This window comes from Clostridioides sp. ES-S-0048-02, from assembly GCF_020658495.1.
Classification (GTDB): domain Bacteria; phylum Bacillota; class Clostridia; order Peptostreptococcales; family Peptostreptococcaceae; genus Clostridioides.
Map to the genome: position 1 here is coordinate 203,732 of NZ_JACVWH010000004.1, position 21,468 is coordinate 225,199.

Sequence of the window (21,468 nt, forward strand, 5' to 3'; positions counted from 1 at the left end):
TTATAATTCCTCCTTAAATTTCTCTATTATAATATTTTTATATCTGCTAACTTTATTCTTTTCAGATGATATTATACCTTCTATTTCTTTAGCAGATGTTTTCACATCTTCATTAAATATAAAATAATCATAATCCTTAATCATTTTTATTTCTTCATATGCACAACTAAATCTCTTTTCTATTTCTTCTTCTGTCTCTGTACCTCTTCCAACAATTCTATTTTTTAACTCTTCAAGTGATGGAGGTAATACAAATATAAATACTCCTTCTGGACAAACCTCTTTTATTTGTTTTGCTCCTTGCATTTCAATTTCTAGTAGCACATCCTGTCCTTTTTCTAAACATTCCATTATTGCTGCTTTTGGAGTTCCATAAAAATTATCATAAATTTGAGCATACTCCAAAAACTCACCTTTTCCTATCATATCTTCAAACTTTTCTTTACTTATGAAGAAATAATTTACTCCATCAACTTCTCCTGCTCTTGGTTTTCTTGTAGTAGCTGATACAGAAAGTTTTATTGTATCATTCTCTCTAAGTAATTCTTTGCAAATAGTACCTTTTCCTGCACCTGATGGACCTGATACAACTAGCAATAATCCTTTTTTTGTAAACATTTAAATATTCCCCTTCTAATATTGTATTCTTACTCTATGTTTTGTATTTGTTCTCTTATTTTTTCTAACTCACTTTTCACTTCTACTACTAAATTAGTTATATTTATATCAGATGATTTTGAACCTATTGTATTAGTTTCTCTGTTCATCTCCTGTATTAAGAAATCAATTTTTCTACCTATAGAATCGTCTTTAAATATAGTTTTTTTAAGCTGACCAATATGACTTTTAAACCTAACTATCTCTTCTGTTATACTACTTTTATCTGCATATATTGCAACTTCTTGTGCTAACCTATTTTCATCTATTATACTTGGGTCTTCTAGCATTTCACTTATTCTTGAATTTAGTTTTTCTCTATAGTCTTCTACAACACTACTTGAATATTTTTCAATTTCTTCTATATGATTTTTTAATAAGTCACATCTCATGGTAATATCTTCAGCTAGTTTTTTACCTTCTTCACTTCTCATTTCTCTTAGTTTTATCATTGCATCTTCTACAGCTTGATTTAACATCGACCATAATAAATCTTCATCTTCATCTTTTTCTTCTATTTTTATAATATCAGGAAATCTTGCAACATTCATAACACTAATATCATCTATAATATCAAATTTGTCTTTTATTTCCTTTAAGATATCTATATATTGAGATGCTAATCCTTCATCAAAATTTAAGTTTACATCTTCTTTGCCTAATAAGTCAAATTTTATGTATAAATCAACTCTTCCTCTTTTTACATAGTTTTTTACTAAATTTCTAACTTTATCCTCTAAAAATGAAATTTTTCTTGGAAGACGTATATTTATATCTGAATATTTATGATTTATTGTTTTACATTCTACTAAAAAATAATAGTTGTCGTCTTTGTATTCTCCTCTTCCAAAACCAGTCATACTTATAGCCATTACCTAAACCTCCAAAACACCTTCACATATTTTTACTGCTGGACCTGTCATATAAGAAAACTCTCCTATATCTATTCGTACTGTTCCACCTTGAGAAGTCACATTTACACTATTTTCTACCATATCAAGTAAATTACATACTATTGCTGATGCAGTCATACCTGTTCCACATCCTAAAGTATATCCACAACCTCTTTCCCAAGTATAGACATGTATATTATACTTATCTTCTACTTTTACAAAATTTACATTCGTTTTTTTCGGAAATATTTTATTATTTTCAATCTCTTTTCCATATTTACAAACTTCATCTACATTTAATTCATCCACTATAACCACAGTGTGAGGAACCCCCATCAACATAGATGTAATCTTAAACTCTTTATCTAAAACTTTTATATTTTCTTGTACAAAACGTTCTTCGTCAGTTAACACAGGAACATCTTTAGCTAAAAAACTTCCTTTTCCCATATTAACTTTTATAGTATTTATTTCTCCATTTATAGTGTTTATTTTTATATTTTTTACACCATCTAGTGTATCTACTGTAAAGTTTTCTTTTTTAACTATGCCATTATCATAAACAAACTTACAAAAACATCTAAGTCCATTTCCACACATAGCTGCTCTTGAACCATCAGAATTATAATACACCATTTCTACATCTGCAATTTCTGAATTTTTTACAACTAGTAACCCATCCGCACCTACAGAAAATCTTCTATGGCATACTTTTTTTGCTAAAACAGTATAATTTGATGAATCTATTTGGTCAAATCTTCCATCTATTGCAATAAAATCATTGCCTATTCCATGTAGTTTCCAAAATTTCATAAGTATCGCTCCTTTGTAAATTAACACTTAAACTATTATAACATAAAAAAATTCCCATAAACTTATAATTTATGGGAAAAGTTTTGTAATGACAACTATAATTTGAGGATGTGAGGGAGAGTTGCCATTACAATTAGGGTAATTATATTATGTTTTTAAGCTAGTTCTTTCTATATTTATATAATAATATTTCTATATGAATTTTATGTATAGTTTATTTAAACTGTATATGAATTTTTTAAATAAAATATTTAGCATCTTCTATTTAGTTTTTTGAACATACCTAATTAGCATACACCTATTAATTCTTTAAGTGTTTTTAAAACATAATCTAAATCTTCTCTAGTAATATCTACATGAGTTACAAATCTATACTCCCCATTTTCCATTTTATTGATTTTTATATTTCTTTCAAAAAACTCTTTTATTAAAACATCTTCTCTTATTACATCTTCACTCATTTTAAAGAATACCATACTCAGGTCTGGACTAGTGTTATTTACTTCAATTCCTTCAATTTTATCCAACTCACAAGCTAAATATTTTGCATTATCATGGTCCTCATTTAATCTCAGTGTCATTTTTTCAATGGCAATTATACCAGCTGCTGCAACTATACCAACTTGTCTCATGCCTCCACCCATAACTTTTTGCTTTCTTCTAGCTTTTGCTATAAATTCTTTACTTCCAGCAAGAATAGAACCCATTGGTGCAGCTAAACCTTTTGATACACAGAACATAACACTGTCACAACATTGTGCAATTTCTTTAGCTTCTACACCTAAAGTTAATGCTGCATTGAATAATCTCGCTCCATCTAAATGCACTGGTAAATTGTGTTTTTCAGCTATTTTTTTAATTTCTTTTAAATTGTCAAGGCTTACAACAGTTCCACCTGAATATGCATTTTCTACACATATAAGACCTGTTTGTGGTTCATGTATATCATCTCTCCTAATTGCCTTCTCAACAAGCTCAGGATTAAGAGCTCCACTTTCATCTTCATCTATAGTTCTAAGTTGAACTCCAGCTATTACAGCAGGTGCTCCAACTTCATGAGTCACAATATGATACCCTTTACCAATAATGATTTCTTGACCTCTTAGGCAGTGAGTAAACAAAGCTAACTGATTTCCAAAAGTTCCACTTGGAAGGAAAATAGCATCTTCTTTTCCAACTTTAGCTGCTGCTAATTCTTCAAGTTTATTTACAGTAGGGTCATCTCTAAAGATTGAATCTCCAACAGGAGCCTTTGCCATGGCTTCTCTCATTTCATCAGTAGGCATAGTAACAGTATCACTTCTTAAATCAATAAATTTCATTTTTTCAACCTTCTTTCATATTCATATACTATACAGCTTTAATATTTATTTAGCTTTGTAAAGTTTATATACTTTTATAAGTTATTCTTTACACACTAATTATACTACATTTGTTTTATATTTAAGCAAATTTAAATTATTAATTTAAAAATATACTTCCTATTCTCTTGTGAGTATATCCTGTAAGTATAAATAATTATAAAATTTACACATTAATCCATGTTGTTTAAATTCCCCCTAGTCATAGAGCATATATTATGTGTATAATTAATTTACTGACTTATTTTGGTCAAAGAAAGGGGTGCTATACATGGCATTAGATGGATTAGTTATACATTCAATAGTAGATGAATTATCATCAAAGCTTACAGGTGGAAAAATAGATAAGATTCATCAACCTGAAGATGATGAAGTAATTTTTAATATAAGAAACAACAAAGAAAATTTTAGATTGGTTTTAAGTGCAAGTGCTTCAAATCCTAGGGTTTATTTAACAAGCAATTATAAAAAAGAAAATCCGCTAAAGGCGCCTATGTTTTGTATGTTGCTTCGAAAATATATACAAGGTGGAAATATTATAGAAATTTCTCAAATTGGTTTTGAAAGAATAATAAAAATCAGTGTTGAATCTTTAGATGAATTAAAAGAAAAGACAATCAAAAATATTATAATTGAAATTATGGGAAGACATAGTAATATAATAGTAACTCATAATGAAGATGATAAAATTATAGATTCTATAAAAAGAGTGCCTTTTAGTATAAGTAGAGTTCGTCAGGTTTTACCTGGACATAGTTACTCATTGCCACCAAAGCAAGATAAACTTAACCCTCTTGATAATATATCTAAAGATTCGTTTATTAACAATCTAAATGAATTTGATGGACCTATTTTTAAGTCTATATATTCTAAATTTTTAGGTATAAGCCCTACTATCGCCAAAGAAATTTGTTATAGAGCAGATGTAAATCAAAACGCTATTAGCAAAGATATATCTACTCAACAGTTTGATTCTTTATACAAAGAATTTTGTAGTTTATTTAATGATATAAATTCTAATAAGTTTTCACCTTGTATTGTTATAGATAAAAAATTAGATAAAGTCGTTGATTTCAGTTGTGTCAATCTTACATTGTTTAATGATTTATCATATATCAATAAAGAAAGCATCTCTAATATACTAGAGGATTTCTACAGAACTAAAGATATTAAAGATAGAATCAATCAACGTTCATCTGACTTAAAGAAAAGCATATCTGTTAAACTGGATAGACTTTATAACAAACTTAGAAAACAAGAAGAAGAATTATTAGAGTCTGAAAATGCAGATATTTATAAAGTAAAGGGTGAACTAATTACATCTTATATATATATGGTAGAAAAAGGGATGGAAAGTGTTGATGTTGCCAACTTCTATGATGAAGAGTGTAAAAATGTAACAATAGAATTAAATAAAAATTTGACTCCATCTGAAAACGCTCAAAAATATTTTAAAAAGTATACTAAAATGAAACATGCCAAAGTTGAAATATCTCACCAAATTTCATTAAACAAAGAAGAAATAGATTACTTAGAAAACATAATTTTGAGTATTGAAAACTGTGAAAATTTGGCTGAATTACAAGATATAAAAGAAGAACTTGGTAAAGTTGGATATATCAAAGCCCAAAAGAAAAGTAGTAAAAAAGACACTATTCCTTCTACAAAACCTCATGAATTTATTTCTTCTGATGGATTTAAAATCTTGGTTGGAAAAAACAACAAACAAAATGATTATCTTACATTAAGGCTTGCTGATAATGATGACTTATGGATGCATACAAAAAATATTCCAGGTTCTCACGTAATAATAAAATGTGCTGGTAAAGAAATTACTGATAATACTATATTTGAAGGAGCTATGTTAGCTGCATTTTTTAGCAAATCAAAGATTTCTTCTCAAGTACCTGTGGACTACACAAAGAAAAAAAATGTAAAGAAACCTAGTGGTTCTAAACCTGGCATGGTTATCTATGAAACTAATAGTACTATTTATGTTACTCCTGAAGAAGAAATGGTAGCTAAGCTTAAAATTAAATCCGAATAAAATATATCTCATAGATATAAAAATTTCTGACTGGTAAATAATAATATATTTATCATATTAACTAAAAGTAGTGGCATTCTTATTGTATAAGAATGCCACTTTTAAATTTGTTTATTTTTAGTTTTTTAATAATCAATACTTATATTTAAATTGATTAATTTCTATTTTTATAAAAAAACAACGATTAGTTTAATTTTGAGCATTATTTTTTATACGTCTAATTTTTTCTAATAGCTCATTATATTCTAATTCATAACACTCTTTTTTTGCATTATCTTTTTCTATTGACAGCATAGATATAATGTTTGTAAGTCTATTTTCTAATACTAAAAGATTTTCTTGTTTTACTTTACTTTCTCTACTAGAAGTTTTTTTATTTCTACTAATGATATAATCACTATAGTTACAATCAAACTCCTTTATATTCTTATCTTTTATTTCTAAAAAATAGTCACAAATATGAGATATAAATACTCTATCATGAGATACTATAAGCATAGTTTTATCAGTATTTATCAATGCTTTTTCCAATGCTTCCATAGATTTTATATCCAAGTAATTAGTTGGCTCATCAAGAACTAAAAAATTATTATCTTCTAGTATTATTTTGCATAGAGCTATCTTTACTTTTTCACCCCCACTAAGAACTTTAACTTTTTTATAAACAGTATCACCTTTAAATCCAAATAAATTTAAATTTATTCTTATAAAAGACTCAGCAAATGAACTATTTGCTTTGATATTGTACAAAATACTCTTTTCCTCATCTAATAAATCTTGATTTTGGTCAAAATAACCTATCTTTACTTTGTTATTTATCCTTATACAATCATTTTTATTACTAAGTATTTCTTTTATCAGAGTACTTTTTCCACATCCATTATCACCTAATAAAGCTATTTTCTTACCTCTTTTTACCTTGAAAGAGATATTATCCAATAAAAGTTTATTTTCTACATTTAAACTTAAATCCTTTAATTCCACTAAGTTTTTGCTGATTATTTCCATACCATCCTGTATTTTAATATTCATATCTGTACAAACTTTAGGCTTATCCTTTACTTCCAATTTCTCAATTCTACTTTTTAATGCTTTTACACTTGAATCTATTTTTTTCTTATTTGTTTGACCACCCATTTTATGGAGTCTAGCTTCTGAATTCCCCATTCGTTTTGGAGTCTTCCTTATACCATCACTTAAAGCTTTTTTGCCTAAAAGAGCTTTCTCCAATCTTTTTTTCTCATTTATATATTCATGATATTCAAAGTCAGATCTTTTTGTATCCGCATCCTTTTGTTCTAAATAATCAGTGTAATTACCTTTATAAACTTTTAATTTGCCACCTTCCAATTCCAATATAGTTGTACATAATTCATCTAAAAAACGTCTGTCATGAGATATTAATAATAATGCTCCTTTATGTCTCTTAAACATATTTTCCAAAATATCTATACTCTTTTTATCTAAATTTGAAGTTGGTTCATCTGCTATTATTATATTTTTCTTATTATTCAGTGCATCTGCTATCTTTAGCTTAACTTTTTCTCCTCCAGATAAATAATCTTCAAATTTATCTGGCGCATTTAATAGACTTTTTTCTTTACTATCATTACATTTTTCAATATTATTTTCACTCTGACTTATATATGAATAGCTATCTGTAAGATAAATACAACCTTCATCAATTTCTATTTCACCCAATATTGCTTTTAATAAAGTTGTTTTTCCCTGACCATTTGAACCCACTAAACCTATTCTCTCATTCTCTAATATTTCAAGTTTATCTATATCCAAAATTAATTTATCAGCATAATATTTTTTTAAATTTTCTACTTTTATTAACATCATAAAAAAATCCCTCCCTGGTATACTTAAATATAAGGAGAGATTTACATAAATAGGCACAATAACTAAACGTATAGACTATAATCTACTCTCCTTAATTTAAGCATTATAAATAAAGCCACCAATATAGGCTTTTCAAAATTTACAATACTTTAAATTATAAAAAATAGATTATATTCTCATCTTCCCAGTTACCTTACCCTTTCTTTTATTTATTTTTAATCATTATATCAACATTGATTGCCAATGTCTATAAAAAATTGATTATTTAAAATAATATATACTTAATTAATTATTATTTTTCAACTTTAAAATCTTGATTATTCAATATTCTATTTAGTACAATACCTACAATCGCAGCCAAACTAAGACCAGTTATCTTTACAGTACTTGTTATAGGAATTCCTATAGAAATCCCTTTATTAGATAAGTAAGTTGTTCCAAGACCTATCAATAATATAACTGCTATTATCAATATATTTACTTTACTTTCTACACAAGAACTATCTTTTATAGTTTTTAATCCAACATAAGTTATCATTGAAAATAACATTATACTGATTCCACCCATAACTGAACCTGGTATACTTTGAAGAAATCCTCCAAACTTTCCTACACATGCAAGCAATATAGCAAATACTGCTGTACGTCTAAGTATTGAAGGGTCATAGTTTTTAGTTATCGCCAGTACTGCTGTGTTTTCCCCATAAGTAGTGTTAGCTGGTCCACCTAAGCATCCTGCTACTATAGTTGCAAATCCATCACCAAGTAATGTTCTGTTTAATCCTGGATTCTCTATAAAGTTTTTTCCTACAACAGCACCATTAGTAGTCATATCTCCTATATGCTCCATAAATACAGCTAAAACAACTGGAGATATAATCACAATTGCTCCTAAGCTAAATTTAGGAATTGTAAAGTCAGGTATAGCAAGTAAACTTGCTTCTGTAATTGTAGTTATATCTACTAATCCTAATACCAAACATATTATATATCCAGAAAAAACAGCTATTAATATACCTAATTGTTTTATAAATCCTCTACCAAACTTATTAGTCAAAATTGCTATTGCTAAAGTCAAAAAAGCTATTATAAAATTAGCTGAAGCCATATTAAAAGCTGTTGGTAATAAATTCAAACCTATAACTGCTATCATAGCTCCTGTAACTTGTGCTGGAAAATATAACTTAATTTTATCCACCCCAACTAATTTTACTATAATTGACATTATAATATAAATTAATCCTGCTACTATTATACCACCCTGAGCATATGCCAAATCTCCTCCATAAGCTTCTTTAGCTGCTAGTATAACAGGAATAAAAGCAAAACTTGAACCTAAAAATGCAGGTACTTTTCCTTCTGTACAAAAATGAAATATCAATGTACCAACACCAGCGCAAAAAATTGCAACTGATGGATTAAAGCCTGTTAAAATGGGAACTAATACTGTCGCTCCAAACATGGCCAATAAATGTTGTAAAGACATTATCGTTTTTTTCATAAAAACCTCCAAAAATTATTATATATGAATAAATCCTTTGTTCAATTAATATCTTTTAATTAATTATAATTCCCTAGATTCTATTTTTTAATCTCTATATACTTACTGTACAAACTATCATTTTTTTACATTTTACGACATTGAAAACCAAAATAAAGGAGAATAGAGACTACATTAATATACACATTAATAAACTTGTATTATTTATTTTGTGCAATATATGTAAGCTTTATCCTCCTCCATGACTATACAATGCTGAGCTTTTATATAATATTAAAAAACCACTATTCTTTGATTGTAACTGAATCTTCTCCATCAATTTCTAATAAACTAACAGATATAATTTCATGTCTTGAAGTAGGGACATTTTTTCCTACATAATCTGCTCTTATAGGCAATTCTCTATGTCCTCTGTCCACTAATACTGCTAATTGTATTGATTTAGGTCTTCCTATATCAATAATAGCATCAAGTGCTGCTCTTACAGTTCTTCCTGTATATAACACATCATCAACTAAAACTACTGTTTTATCATCTACATTAAAATCTAGATATGTTCCTTTGACTACTGGTTCAACATTAATTTTTTCTAAGTCATCTCTATAAAGTGTTATATCAATATCACCAGTATCTACTTTTGTTCCTTCTATTTGTTCTATTTTTTTAGATATTCTATTTGCGATTGGTACACCTCTAGTCTTTATTCCAACTAAGACTAGGTTTTCTACACCTTTATTTCTTTCAATTATCTCATGACTTATCCTAGTAATTGCTCTTGCTATAGCCTTTTCATCCATTAATTGAGCTTTTTCTACCATATCATAACTATTGTCAAAAAAATATATTCTCTTTTATTTTGACAAATCTACTCCTCTCTCTTAAATTTTTATAGAACCACTTTATTAAAATTTTCAATTTAAACAACAAAAAACTTCTCATCACAAGACAAGAAGCTTTTATATAAAAAAATATATAGTCTAATTCAGCAATTGTCTTACGATATCTCTGTATCGTTTAAAGATAATTTTTATACTCCATTAACTCAAATTATATATTTATATTTCAAATTTTTCAAGCTTTTTTAATCAAAATACTTTAATATAAAATATTTTAGCTAAACTTCACTAATTTTATCACTTGTATAAATCTAATTAGATGATTTATAATATCATACAAACTTTTATTTAATTTTTCTAAGAACTTCCTTAAAGTATTCTGGTAATTCTGAATCAAATTCAATATATTCCTTAGTGGTAGGATGTATAAATCCCAATTTCTTAGCATGTAAAGTTTGTCCCTTTAGTTTAAACTTATTTTCTTTAGGTCCATATACACTATCACCTAAAAGCGGATGATTTATAGATGAGGCATGAACTCTTATTTGATGAGTTCTACCAGTTTCAAGTCTAGCTCTCATATGAGTAAATTTATCAAATCTGTCTACCACTTCAAAATGAGTTACTGCATTTCTTCCATCTTTTACTACAGCCATTTTTAATCTATCCTTAGGATTTCTTCCTATTGGTTTGTCTACAGTTATTTTATCTTCTTTAACTACACCATAACATATAAATTCATACTCCCTAGTTATAGAATGCTCTTTTAATTGTTCTGCTAAAAAATTATGTGCATAATTATTTTTAGCTACCATAAGAAGACCAGAAGTATCTTTGTCTATTCTATGAACTATACCAGGTCTAATAACACCATTTATTGATGATAACTTATCTTTACAATGATACAAAATTCCATTTACCAATGTATTTTCATAATTTCCAGGAGCAGGGTGAACAACCATATCCTGAGACTTGTTAATTATTAAAATATCATCATCTTCAAATACAATATCTATTGGTATATTTTGAGCTACAACCTCTAGAACTTTAGGTTCTGGTATTTCTATAATAATCTTATCTTCTTCTTTAACTAAATATTTTGCTTTTTCTACTTTATTATTAACTTTTACTTTACCATCTTTTATAATTTTTTGTATGTAGCTTCTTGACATATCTCCTAATTGTTCTGCTAGATAAACATCAAGTCTAACCTCTTCTTCCTCTTCAAGCACTAAAAACTCTCTTACATTCTCCATCAAATCACCTACTTTTACTTTCAAAAAATAAAACATATATACATAAAAATACAGTTCCTACAACTACAAATACATCAGCTACATTAAATACATACTCCCATATAATCCTAAAGTCAAAATAATCTACTACAAACCCTAATCTAACTCTATCAATTAGATTTCCTAATGCACCAGATATTATTAATATGATTCCCAACTTTCCAGATGTATGTACTTTTCTTGTATTGAGATAATATAACCCAAATACTGTTGCAATTAGTGCAACTATTATAAATATCCATTGATTATTTTGTAATAGTCCAAATGCTGCACCTCTATTTTCAACATAAGTTAGATGAAATACATTCTTTATTATTGGTATTGTAGATACATTCACCAAATTATTTAACACCCATAGTTTAGACAATTGGTCTAATCCTATAAGCAGAATTATTATTAACACATATAACAATGATTTTTCCCCCTATAAATTATTTAAAAATCAATTTTGATTGAAATTCACTATTACCATTATACAAAAAAAATACTATAAAGAGCAACTCTGTTAAAATTGAATTTTTTAGTAAAACTAATCAAAAATAATATTAACCCTTCTATATTATAAATTGCTACAAATTTAAAATTACATTATTATGTATAAAAAATTTCAAAATACTCTATTATTCAATACTTTTTGTGTATTTTATAGCTTAAAGATTAATGATGCTTGTATTTTAGATTTACAAGCATCATTAGTCTTTAAACAAATATCTTTTATTTTTGTACTTGTTGATTTTTATCTAAATGTTGTATAAGTTCAGATACTGTTACAAATTTATACCCTTTTTCTTTTAACTTGGGAATTACTACTTCCAAAGCCTGTATAGTCTGTGACTTATTGTTTCTTTTATTATTATAATCATGCAAAAGTATTATATTTCCATTTTGTACTTTTGTAAGAATGGTATTAATAATACTATCAACGCCAGGATTTGACCAATCTCTAGGGTCCAAGTTTGACCAAAGAATTATATTCATACCTTTAGAAACTATAATATCACATACACTTTTGCTCATAGCTCTATATGGAGGTCTAAATATTTTGGGCTCTACTCCAATTACACTCTTTACAGCATTTTGTGTATCTGTTATTTCTTTTTCTACTTTATTATAACTATTTTTTTCAACATTTATATGTGTAAATGTATGATTACCTATCTCATGCCCTTCCTCATACTGTCTTTTTAGTAATTCCTTGTTATATGCAACTTTTTCTCCAACCACAAAAAAAGTTGCTTTTACATTATTTTTCTTTAGTATATCAAGTACTTGTGGTGTAAAGTCTTCATCTGGCCCATCATCAAAAGTCAATGCTAAAATTTTTTCGTCCTCATTTCCTTGCTTGATTATTACATCTTCATAATCGTTCTTTATATTGTCATTTAGACTATAAGCTTCTTTTACGCTATTTTGATTATGTGTATTATGACTATATGTATATACGCCTACTATTGATAATACACATATACATATACCCCACATTACTTTTTTCATGTCATTACCTCTTTTCTTAATTCGTTCTAACAATATGTGATGTCAATTTTTTAATCTCTTAATGTTCCGTTTTTGTTTAAATCAGTTAAATTTGTTAGGTCTGTTGAATAAAAATTAGAATCCTCTACTTCAGGAGTTTCACTTGCATGTCCTAATAAATCCTCTTCTTTTTTTGCACACTCATTGCATAAATTTGTATCAGGTAGTATATCCAATCTTTCTAAATCTATTTTATTATGACATAAATCACAAAGTCCGTATGTCCCATTTTCTATTTTAGATAATGCCATATCTATTTGATACAATCTACCTTCTTCATGATTTATTAAACTATTTTGCATATTTTGCATATATAAATCTGTTCCCATATCTCCTATATGATTATCATAACTAGATAACTCTCCTGATGAATACTTTTCACTGGTATGTTTATTTGTATCTCCAAATAAAGTATTGTCTTTCATATCTCCCACTAAATTAGTCAAATTTGCTCTTTCTTTCAATAATTTATCTTTGTATTTTTTAGTATCCATTTTAACACCTCTAATTTTAATATTTATATCATAAAAATAGTATGTGGAAAACTAAATTAAAAATACAATAAAAAGTAAGATTTGATTTTTTCAAAAAAAAATTGTAGGCAAATTTTAAATTCACCTACAAATTTTTAAAACACATTTAAATGTTATATTTTTATTTTTTGTAATAATTATATTAACTTGCTAATTTATGAGTATTTTGTTCTTTTATATCTTTAGCTTTTTTAAAGAATAAAATACCAAGAATTATTGCAACAGCAACACCTATTCCATTAGATATATTTACTGGTAGTCTAAAACCTTCTTTTGCCTGCATTATATAACTAAATGTTACTACAGTCATAAAAAGCGCTGGCAATGTAGTTATGTAGTGGTTTTTATTTGCTTTAACCAAATATGCAGAACCAGTCCATAACATTATCATAGCAAGTGTTTGATTTGCCCAAGAGAAGTATCTCCAAATTATATTAAAATCTATAAATGTAAGAGCAACACCTACTGCAAATAGTGGTAAAGCTATTAAAAATCTATTTTTAACTGCATCTTGATTGTAGTTCATTGCATCAGCTATTGTTAATCTAGCACTTCTAAATGCTGTATCACCTGAAGTTATAGGACATGCTACAACACCAAGTATAGCCAAAGCTCCTCCAATAGGCCCCATCAATCCAACAGATACTGTATTAACAACAGTAGCTGCTCCACCATCATTAAATATTACATTAAGTTGAGGTATATCATGGAAGTATGACATAGCTGCTGCTGCCCAAACTAAAGCTATTATTCCTTCTGCAACCATTGAACCATAAAATACTGGTCTTGCTTCACTTTCTCTTTCAACACATCTTGCCATAAGTGGTGATTGTGTTGCATGAAAACCTGATATTGCCCCACATGCTATTGTTATAAATAAATATGGGAATAGAGGTGTTCCATTTGGATTCATATTTTGTAAATTTATATTTGGTATGTTATATCCCTTTATTATTAATCCTCCTGCTACACCTACTGCCATAATTAATAAAGCTGCTCCAAATAAAGGATATATTTTTCCAATTAACTTATCTATTGGCAAAACAGTAGCCATTATATAATAAAGAATTATTACTCCAACCCATATTTGTGTATTTACTCCTGTTAATGTTTTTAATAATCCTGCTGGACCTGTTATAAAAACAACTCCAACCAATACCAAAAGAATAACGCTAAATATTCTCATTGCTATTTTTGCACTATTGCCTAAGTAAAGACCTACTAACTCTGATGCAGATGTACCTTTATTCTTCATAGATAAATATCCAGAAGCAAAGTCATGTACACCACCTGCAAAAATTGTCCCAAATACTATCCATAAAAATGCTGATGGCCCAAATAATGCACCTTGTATAGCACCAAATATAGGACCTAAACCTGCGATATTTAAGAATTGAATTAAGAAAATTCTTTTCCATTTCATTGGAACATAATCTACACCATCTCTACAAGCTATAGCTGGAGTTTGATTTTTATCATTAATTCCAAAAACCTTTTCTACAAAAGTACCATAAATAAAATAACCTACTATAAGTACCACCATTGAACCTAAAAAACTTACCATAAATTCATCCCCTTAGTTTTTTTATAATTGCTTTATAAATTTTTATAAGTTTAAGAAAACTATTTCCAGTTCAAATAGTAATACTTTTTTGTACTAATATAAATGTTAATCACATTAAGTGCATATTTAAATACATGAAATGACTTTATATGTGCATTAATAGCCTAAATTCTTTTACTCTACTTCTACTTACAGTTACTTCATAATCACTATCTTTTAACTTCAATATGTATGTGTTATTAAACCATGGGATAATTTCTTTTACTTTAGTTAAATTTACTATGTAAGACCTGTGTGTTCTAAAAAAAGTTTTATCATTTATTATGTTTTCTACTTCTGATATACCCTCTTTTAGTATAAATGTTTCCTTTTCAGTATATATAAATGTCTGTCTTTCATTAGCCTCACAGTAATATATATCATCAATATCTATTACAACCAATTTATCACCTTTCCAAAGGCTAATTTTATGTGTTATTTCCTCTATATTTTGATTTATTATACATTTTTTATCACTAGATATATAATTATTATCACTAGATATTTCACTACTATTTGTTTCACTTTTCTCTAACTTATCCAACATTGATGTAATCCTATCCTCAGAATAAGGCTTAAGTACATAGTCAAATACACCTAATGAAAAAGCATCTACTGCATAATTTTCATATGCTGTTATAAATACTATTTTAGGTCTTGCTTTAAATTGATTTAATGTTTTTGCAAGTAACATTCCATCAAGATGAGGTATATTTATGTCCAAAAAAATTACATCTATTTTATTTTCTTGAATAAAATCTAGTACTTCTATGCCATTAGTAAATTCACTTACTACCTCAATCTCGCTTTTATTTTCAATAAAATATCTCAATTCTTTTCTTGCTGGAAACTCATCCTCAACTATTATTGCTTTCATATTCTTACTCCTTTACGTAAAACATAATTAAAGTTCCTTTATCAGTTCTTCTCATATTAAGACCACTTCCATACATTAGCTTAAGTCTTAAATGAACATTATAAAGTCCAATCTTATTTTCTGGCATATTATCTTGATATACATTATTTATAACTTCTTCACTTATACCTATACCATTATCCTCAATCGATATTCTAATAGTATTTTCTAATGAATGTTGTAATTTTTTTATAGATATTTTTACCACACCAGCTCTTCCACTTTCCAAAACTCCATGTATAATTGCATTCTCTACTATTGGTTGTATAATTAAACTTGGAATTTTTATATTTACATCATCTATATCATAAATTATAGTTAATAAATCTCCAAATCTAGCCTTTTCTATTTCTACAAAAGATTTAACTTGCTCAATCTCTTTATTTATGTCTATCAAGTTATCACTATATTCAAGATTGTATCTCAAGTAAGTTGATAAATTTATTATGAGTTCTCTAGCTTTATCTGGATTAAATCTTATAAAGGATGCTATTGTATTTAGAGAATTAAATAAAAAATGCGGATTAATTTGCCTTTGAAGTGCTTTTATTTCTGCTTTATTTCTTGCTTCTATATCCTTTTTATCTTTTTCAATTCCCTCAACTATAGATATAACAAATCCTATACCAATTTGTCCGACAATTAGAGGCAAGTATATTCCATTAATTATTTGAATTGCCAGAGAATGAGGCTGTGATATTAAATATATAAGTAATATAGTAAAACTTTCAGAAATCATACCTACTAGTATTCCATATATCACTCTATGCTTCTTTGGTATCTTCTTATACAAAAATCCTGATAACACACCTGCTAGTATACTTGATAAAAGGCATGGCATGGATGTTATACCTCCAATATCCATAAAATACCTATGTATACCTGATAGCAAACCTGCTGTAATACCTACAATTGGTCCAAATAAAACGCCTCCTGATACTATAGATATTATTCGAGTATTTACTATTGACCCCATATAATTTATGCCATTGTAAGTACCAAATATAGCTAGAAAATTAAAAACTAAAGATATACAAATCAAATCATTTAAGCTATATTCTTCTTTTTGAAATATTTGTTTAAATGTTTTTAGCTTTGTTATTAGAAGAAATAATACTACAATAAGGCTTGTTTTTTCTATTAACGCTATTAAAATTGATGTTTTCATGTTTTTTCCTCTTATTTTTCCTATTTAAAATAATTTTTACATATGTTATTGGTATTATTTTTATGGCTTATTAAATACATAAAAAATAATTGCCTTAATTATTGTATCATATCAGTTAAACATAAAATCAAACTCATTTAATTATATATATAAATTTTTTTAAAACGTTTTTTTGATATATTATTGACAATTTTCTTTATAAGAGTTAAAATTAATTCATAAATTACATATTGAGTATAAAGTATAATGGATGTATGTTCAAGGTTAGTTCAGAAGGCTCTGGTTTTCTGATTTTTTTATGCTCAGTAGTGATATGCAAAAAAGAACAAAGTTAACGTCAGTTAACTTTTACCTTTATTCTACTTTCCCCAAAGTAAGAATAATCTAACCCCTTTGAGATGAGCAAAAGCTCATCTTTTTTTATTACAAAACTAAAGAGGATATTATCTTAATAATATCCTCTCTATTTCCTATCATATACTTTTTTAATAACTTTAAATATTTATTTACTAAAGAAGATATATAATATAATTAATATCTTCTCTCTATAAACCCAACCTTTTTATAAACTTTTCTAAGAGTTTTTCTAGCTTGCTTTTCAGCCTTTTCAGCTCCCATAGTATAGATTTTTTCTAAATAATCTTTATTATTAAGAAGGTCAACGTATTTTTCTCTTATTGGTCTTAAAGCTTCTGATACTACTTCAGCTACATCTTCTTTAAATACTCCATAACCTTTACCTTCATACATGTTTACAATTTCTTCTACACTCTTTTTACTTAAATTAGAATATATATCAAGTAAGTTTTTAATACCAGGTTGTTCATCAGTATACTTTACAACACCTAAAGAATCAGTAACACTTCTCTTAATCTTTCTCTTTATAGTATCTGAATCATCTGCCAATAATATAAATGCGTTGTCATTTGAATCAGATTTACTCATTTTCTTAGTTGGTTCTTGTAAACTCATTACTCTTGCTCCACCTTTTGGATAGTATCCTTCTGGGACTACAAATGTAGGTGAAAATCTATTATTAAATCTATTTGCTAAATCACGAGATAGCTCTAAATGTTGTTTTTGGTCATCTCCAACTGGAACCAAATCAGCTTGATATAATAGTATATCAGCAGCCATAAGAACTGGATACGTAAATAATCCTGCATTTAGATTTGCTTCACTCTTTTGTGATTTATCTTTAAATTGAGTCATTCTACTTAATTCACCCATATAAGTCATTGTATTTAATATCCACATAAGTTCAACATGCTCTTTAACATGTGATTGTATAAATATAGTATTTTTTTCTGGATCTAATCCACAAGCTAGATATTGAGCAAGTAATTCTATAGTATTAGCTCTCAAAACTTTAGGGTCTTGAGGTACTGTTATTGCATGTAAATCAACAATACTATAATAACAATTATAATTTTCTTGAAGTTCAGTCCAGTTTTTTATAGCTCCTAAATAGTTTCCTAGAGTCATCTTACCTGATGGTTGTGCACCACTAAATATAACCTTTTTTTCACTCATATGATTTGTACCTCCTTATATATTTATATTGATTTTAACATGCTTAATACGATATCTTTAGAATTGTTGGCGGCCTCATGTACAAATACTTCATATGCAACGCCAGCACTTCCATCTGCTTTATCAGACATTGCTCTTATTATGACAAATGGAACATTATTTAAGTAACATACATGAGCTATAGCTCCACCTTCCATCTCTCCACAATACCCGCCAAAATCATTTACTAACTCTTCTTTTAATTCTTTAGAGTTTATAAATATATCTCCTGTTACTACTCTTCCTTTTAATACTTTATGCGTTTTTGTTTCTTCTACAGAAGATTTATAAGCAGCTTCTACGAGTCTTTCATCTGCTTTAAATACAGATGTTTCCATTCTTGGTATAACACCTTTAGGGTCTCCAAATGCAGTAGTATCTATATCGTATTGTATCGCATCAGTTGAAATTACTATATCATTGACATTAAGATTTTCATTTAAAGCCCCCGCAACACCTGTATTGACAATAGCATCAACTTCAAATTCACTTATTAATATTTGTGCACAAAGAGCAGAGTTAACTTTTCCTATACCACATTTTACTAAAACAACATTTTTTCCTTCTAAAGTTCCTTTATGAAATTCTAAGCTAGCTTTTTTTACAATTTCTTTAATATCCATTAAATTCACTAATATACTTACTTCTTCATCCATTGCACCTATAATTCCTATTACGTTCATCTTTCCTCCTAAATTTTATATATTAAAAAATCCGTCCTAAATCAATAGGACGGATATATTTTCCGTGGTACCACCTAAATTTATATATACTCAAAGCTGAATATATATATCTTAATATGTGCTATAACGTGCACACACGATATCAGATAATCTACAGTCTTAAACTGCATTTCACATTACTCCTCAAAGACCCATTCAATAAATACTTTTTATTAAGTTCTCAGCACCCTTAATTCTCTGTGTAAAAGTCTATTTATTTACTCTTTCTTATCCCAGGATTTAATTTATTAATTTCTTTATTTTATAATATTCCTTATGATATAAATTGTCAACTATATATATAATAATATCCAAAATATATATTTAAAATACATTTTTATTTAGCTGTTCTCTTTTCATATCTATTCCATAACCATAGACCAGATAGGATAACTAGAAGACCTCCACCAATCATTTCTATTTCATATATGATATTTTCAGCAAATGTAGGCATAACTGGTGCTGCTGATAATAATATACCAACTACAGTTACAGTTAAAACCATTTTCGCTAAACCTATACAAGTACCTGTTGATTTTGCCATAGTATATGGTCTAATTTCATCTGGTCTCTCTTTTCTTAGCTTAATATAAGAAGCATATAACAATACATATGGGAATAATGCAGTTAATGCTGTCATAGTTACAAGAACATTGTATATAGCATCAACAGAAGGCATTAATGTAGTCACTAATAATATTATAGTAACTATTATTGCTTGAAGTATAACTGCTTTCGAAGGTATCTTGTGTTTATTTACTTCTACCAAACTATCTGGAAATACTCCTTTTTTAACACTACCAAATAACATTTTTATTGGTGATGCTATATAAAGAACTATTGCTCCTAATATTGAAAAAGCTATACCAAAAGCTATCAATTGAACTAACCAAGAACCTATTCCTAAAGATTCACAAACAGCTGCAAGCGCATCTAACACACCTTTAGAAGCAGTAATTTGGTCTGGTGGTATTATCATTGTTATTGCAATAGAACCTAATACATATAATGAAGCAACTATTCCAGCTGATATTAATATAGCTTTAGGGAAGTTCTTTTCAGGCTTATCTATCTCTGTTATAAAGTTAGCTGCAGTTTCTGCTCCTGCTAAACCAAACATTATAGCTGATATAGCAACAAATGCATCCATATTAAGTTTTGGAGTCATTGAAGCTATTGTATATGTTGAAGCCATATCATGTTTTTTCAATACTAATACTGCTAAAAATGAAAATATTATAAGTATAGCACTTGGTATTGTTGAACCTAATGCACCTGTATTAGTAAATATTTTTGTAAAGCTTATTCCTTTAGTTGCTATAATAGATAATATCCAGAATATTACTAAAGATAATATAAGTACAAATATCTTATTATCTGCAAGTGCTGGATTTCCTATTGTATAAGAAACATTTACTGCTAAAAAAGTTAGGAATGAAGAATACCAAAATATTTTAGCTGTCCAGTTTAACCAAGAAACTAAAAAGCCATATTTTTCTCCAAAGGCTTCCTTAACCCAATCATATAAACCTCCATCACCTTTTTGATATGTAGAAGCTAATTCAGCACAAATTAAAGCTCCTGGTACGAAATATATAAATGAGAATAATAACCACATAGGTATTGCACCTAATCCTAAACCGAAGCTTGACGCTGTCGACTTAGCTATCCATCTTATACCATATAAAGCTGATACATTCATAAATACCAAACTCCATAGGCCTATTTTTTTCTTTTCCATCCTATTATAATTTCCCCTCTCTTTATTAATTAAAAATTGATTTCATAACAGTTAAAATAACTTTAACCTATAAAATACTTCAATTTAACCTATAAAATACTTTAAATAAAAATATTTATACCTCAAATTTAGATATTTTGAAATCAAAATTTACTAAAAGTGATAAATTTTGAAAGTTCTATCACTTTCTCTTTAATGATACTAAATTTTTAAAATTGTTTCAATATTATTTTAATATAAAAATTTTTTTATTAATTTTCATAATTATATAACTATCTTAAATATATATTTTTACTTATTCAAGTTATTATTTTTATAAAATTTTCACAATATAAACTTATTTTACTTTTCTTTTAATGTAAAATAGGGAATTAAATTTAATATAAAAAATATATGTTAAAATTTTTTTATATTTCTAGAAGAAAAGTA

Annotated in this window: 18 protein-coding genes and 1 other annotated feature; of the genes, 1 reads left to right on the forward strand and 17 read right to left on the reverse strand. The window is 27.5% G+C overall.

Going from position 1 to position 21,468, the window contains the following annotated elements; genetic code table 11:
* From gmk to ltaE, 4 genes are all read right to left on the reverse strand, one after another.
* The gene (gene gmk / locus IC173_RS07750) at positions 1-618 is read right to left on the reverse strand and encodes a guanylate kinase (protein WP_227432470.1); all 618 of its coding nucleotides are present in this window, start codon (positions 616-618) and stop codon (positions 1-3) included.
* 29 nt (positions 619-647) lie between these two features.
* Complete coding sequence (locus tag IC173_RS07755) at positions 648-1,529, reverse strand: YicC/YloC family endoribonuclease (protein ID WP_227482880.1); 882 nt, start codon at positions 1,527-1,529, stop codon at positions 648-650.
* 3 nt (positions 1,530-1,532) lie between these two features.
* Positions 1,533-2,363, reverse strand: coding sequence for a diaminopimelate epimerase (gene dapF / locus IC173_RS07760; protein WP_227482881.1), 831 nt, complete (start codon positions 2,361-2,363; stop codon positions 1,533-1,535).
* A gap of 287 nt (positions 2,364-2,650) precedes the next feature.
* On the reverse strand, positions 2,651-3,685 hold the full coding sequence (ltaE, locus tag IC173_RS07765) for a low-specificity L-threonine aldolase (protein WP_227830781.1): 1,035 nt from the start codon (positions 3,683-3,685) through the stop codon (positions 2,651-2,653).
* Between the two features lie 310 nt (positions 3,686-3,995).
* Between ltaE and IC173_RS07770 the strand changes: the two genes are divergently transcribed.
* The gene (locus IC173_RS07770) at positions 3,996-5,771 is read left to right on the forward strand and encodes an NFACT RNA binding domain-containing protein (RefSeq protein ID WP_227855382.1); all 1,776 of its coding nucleotides are present in this window, start codon (positions 3,996-3,998) and stop codon (positions 5,769-5,771) included.
* A gap of 189 nt (positions 5,772-5,960) precedes the next feature.
* Here IC173_RS07770 and cplR read toward each other — a convergent pair whose 3' ends face one another.
* The 13 genes from cplR to IC173_RS07835 all read right to left on the reverse strand — a co-directional run bounded on the left by cplR (position 5,961) and on the right by IC173_RS07835 (position 21,039).
* Positions 5,961-7,619, reverse strand: a complete 1,659-nt coding sequence (gene cplR, locus IC173_RS07775; RefSeq protein WP_227855383.1) for an ABC-F type ribosomal protection protein CplR — start codon at positions 7,617-7,619, stop codon at positions 5,961-5,963.
* 292 nt (positions 7,620-7,911) lie between these two features.
* Positions 7,912-9,120: a uracil-xanthine permease family protein gene (locus tag IC173_RS07780; protein WP_227432465.1), complete on the reverse strand. Its 1,209-nt coding sequence runs from the start codon at positions 9,118-9,120 to the stop codon at positions 7,912-7,914.
* Positions 9,121-9,404: 284 nt separating this feature from the next.
* Complete coding sequence (gene pyrR / locus IC173_RS07785) at positions 9,405-9,938, reverse strand: bifunctional pyr operon transcriptional regulator/uracil phosphoribosyltransferase PyrR (RefSeq protein ID WP_227432464.1); 534 nt, start codon at positions 9,936-9,938, stop codon at positions 9,405-9,407.
* 362 nt (positions 9,939-10,300) lie between these two features.
* Complete coding sequence (locus IC173_RS07790) at positions 10,301-11,248, reverse strand: RluA family pseudouridine synthase (protein ID WP_413927244.1); 948 nt, start codon at positions 11,246-11,248, stop codon at positions 10,301-10,303.
* Entirely contained in the window at positions 11,217-11,663 is a 447-nt protein-coding gene (gene lspA / locus IC173_RS07795; RefSeq protein WP_227432462.1) for a signal peptidase II, read from the reverse strand. Before lspA ends, IC173_RS07790 begins: the two co-directional genes overlap by 32 nt.
* Before the next feature lie 302 nt (positions 11,664-11,965).
* Positions 11,966-12,745: a polysaccharide deacetylase family protein gene (locus IC173_RS07800; protein ID WP_227432461.1), complete on the reverse strand. Its 780-nt coding sequence runs from the start codon at positions 12,743-12,745 to the stop codon at positions 11,966-11,968.
* A 50-nt stretch (positions 12,746-12,795) separates the two neighbouring features.
* Positions 12,796-13,278, reverse strand: a complete 483-nt coding sequence (locus tag IC173_RS07805; RefSeq protein ID WP_227432460.1) for a TraR/DksA C4-type zinc finger protein — start codon at positions 13,276-13,278, stop codon at positions 12,796-12,798.
* 181 nt (positions 13,279-13,459) lie between these two features.
* On the reverse strand, positions 13,460-14,881 hold the full coding sequence (locus IC173_RS07810; protein WP_227855384.1) for a carbon starvation protein A: 1,422 nt from the start codon (positions 14,879-14,881) through the stop codon (positions 13,460-13,462).
* Positions 14,882-15,026: 145 nt separating this feature from the next.
* Positions 15,027-15,797: a LytR/AlgR family response regulator transcription factor gene (locus IC173_RS07815; protein WP_227855385.1), complete on the reverse strand. Its 771-nt coding sequence runs from the start codon at positions 15,795-15,797 to the stop codon at positions 15,027-15,029.
* Positions 15,798-15,801: 4 nt separating this feature from the next.
* The gene (locus tag IC173_RS07820) at positions 15,802-17,004 is read right to left on the reverse strand and encodes a LytS/YhcK type 5TM receptor domain-containing protein (protein ID WP_227855386.1); all 1,203 of its coding nucleotides are present in this window, start codon (positions 17,002-17,004) and stop codon (positions 15,802-15,804) included.
* A gap of 531 nt (positions 17,005-17,535) precedes the next feature.
* Complete coding sequence (gene trpS / locus IC173_RS07825) at positions 17,536-18,537, reverse strand: tryptophan--tRNA ligase (protein WP_227482885.1); 1,002 nt, start codon at positions 18,535-18,537, stop codon at positions 17,536-17,538.
* Positions 18,538-18,560: 23 nt separating this feature from the next.
* On the reverse strand, positions 18,561-19,259 hold the full coding sequence (locus IC173_RS07830) for a 5'-methylthioadenosine/adenosylhomocysteine nucleosidase (RefSeq protein WP_227432455.1): 699 nt from the start codon (positions 19,257-19,259) through the stop codon (positions 18,561-18,563).
* Between the two features lie 42 nt (positions 19,260-19,301).
* Positions 19,302-19,542: a binding site (T-box leader), on the reverse strand.
* Between the two features lie 93 nt (positions 19,543-19,635).
* Entirely contained in the window at positions 19,636-21,039 is a 1,404-nt protein-coding gene (locus IC173_RS07835) for an APC family permease (RefSeq protein ID WP_227432454.1), read from the reverse strand.
* Positions 21,040-21,468: the final 429 nt, after the last annotated feature.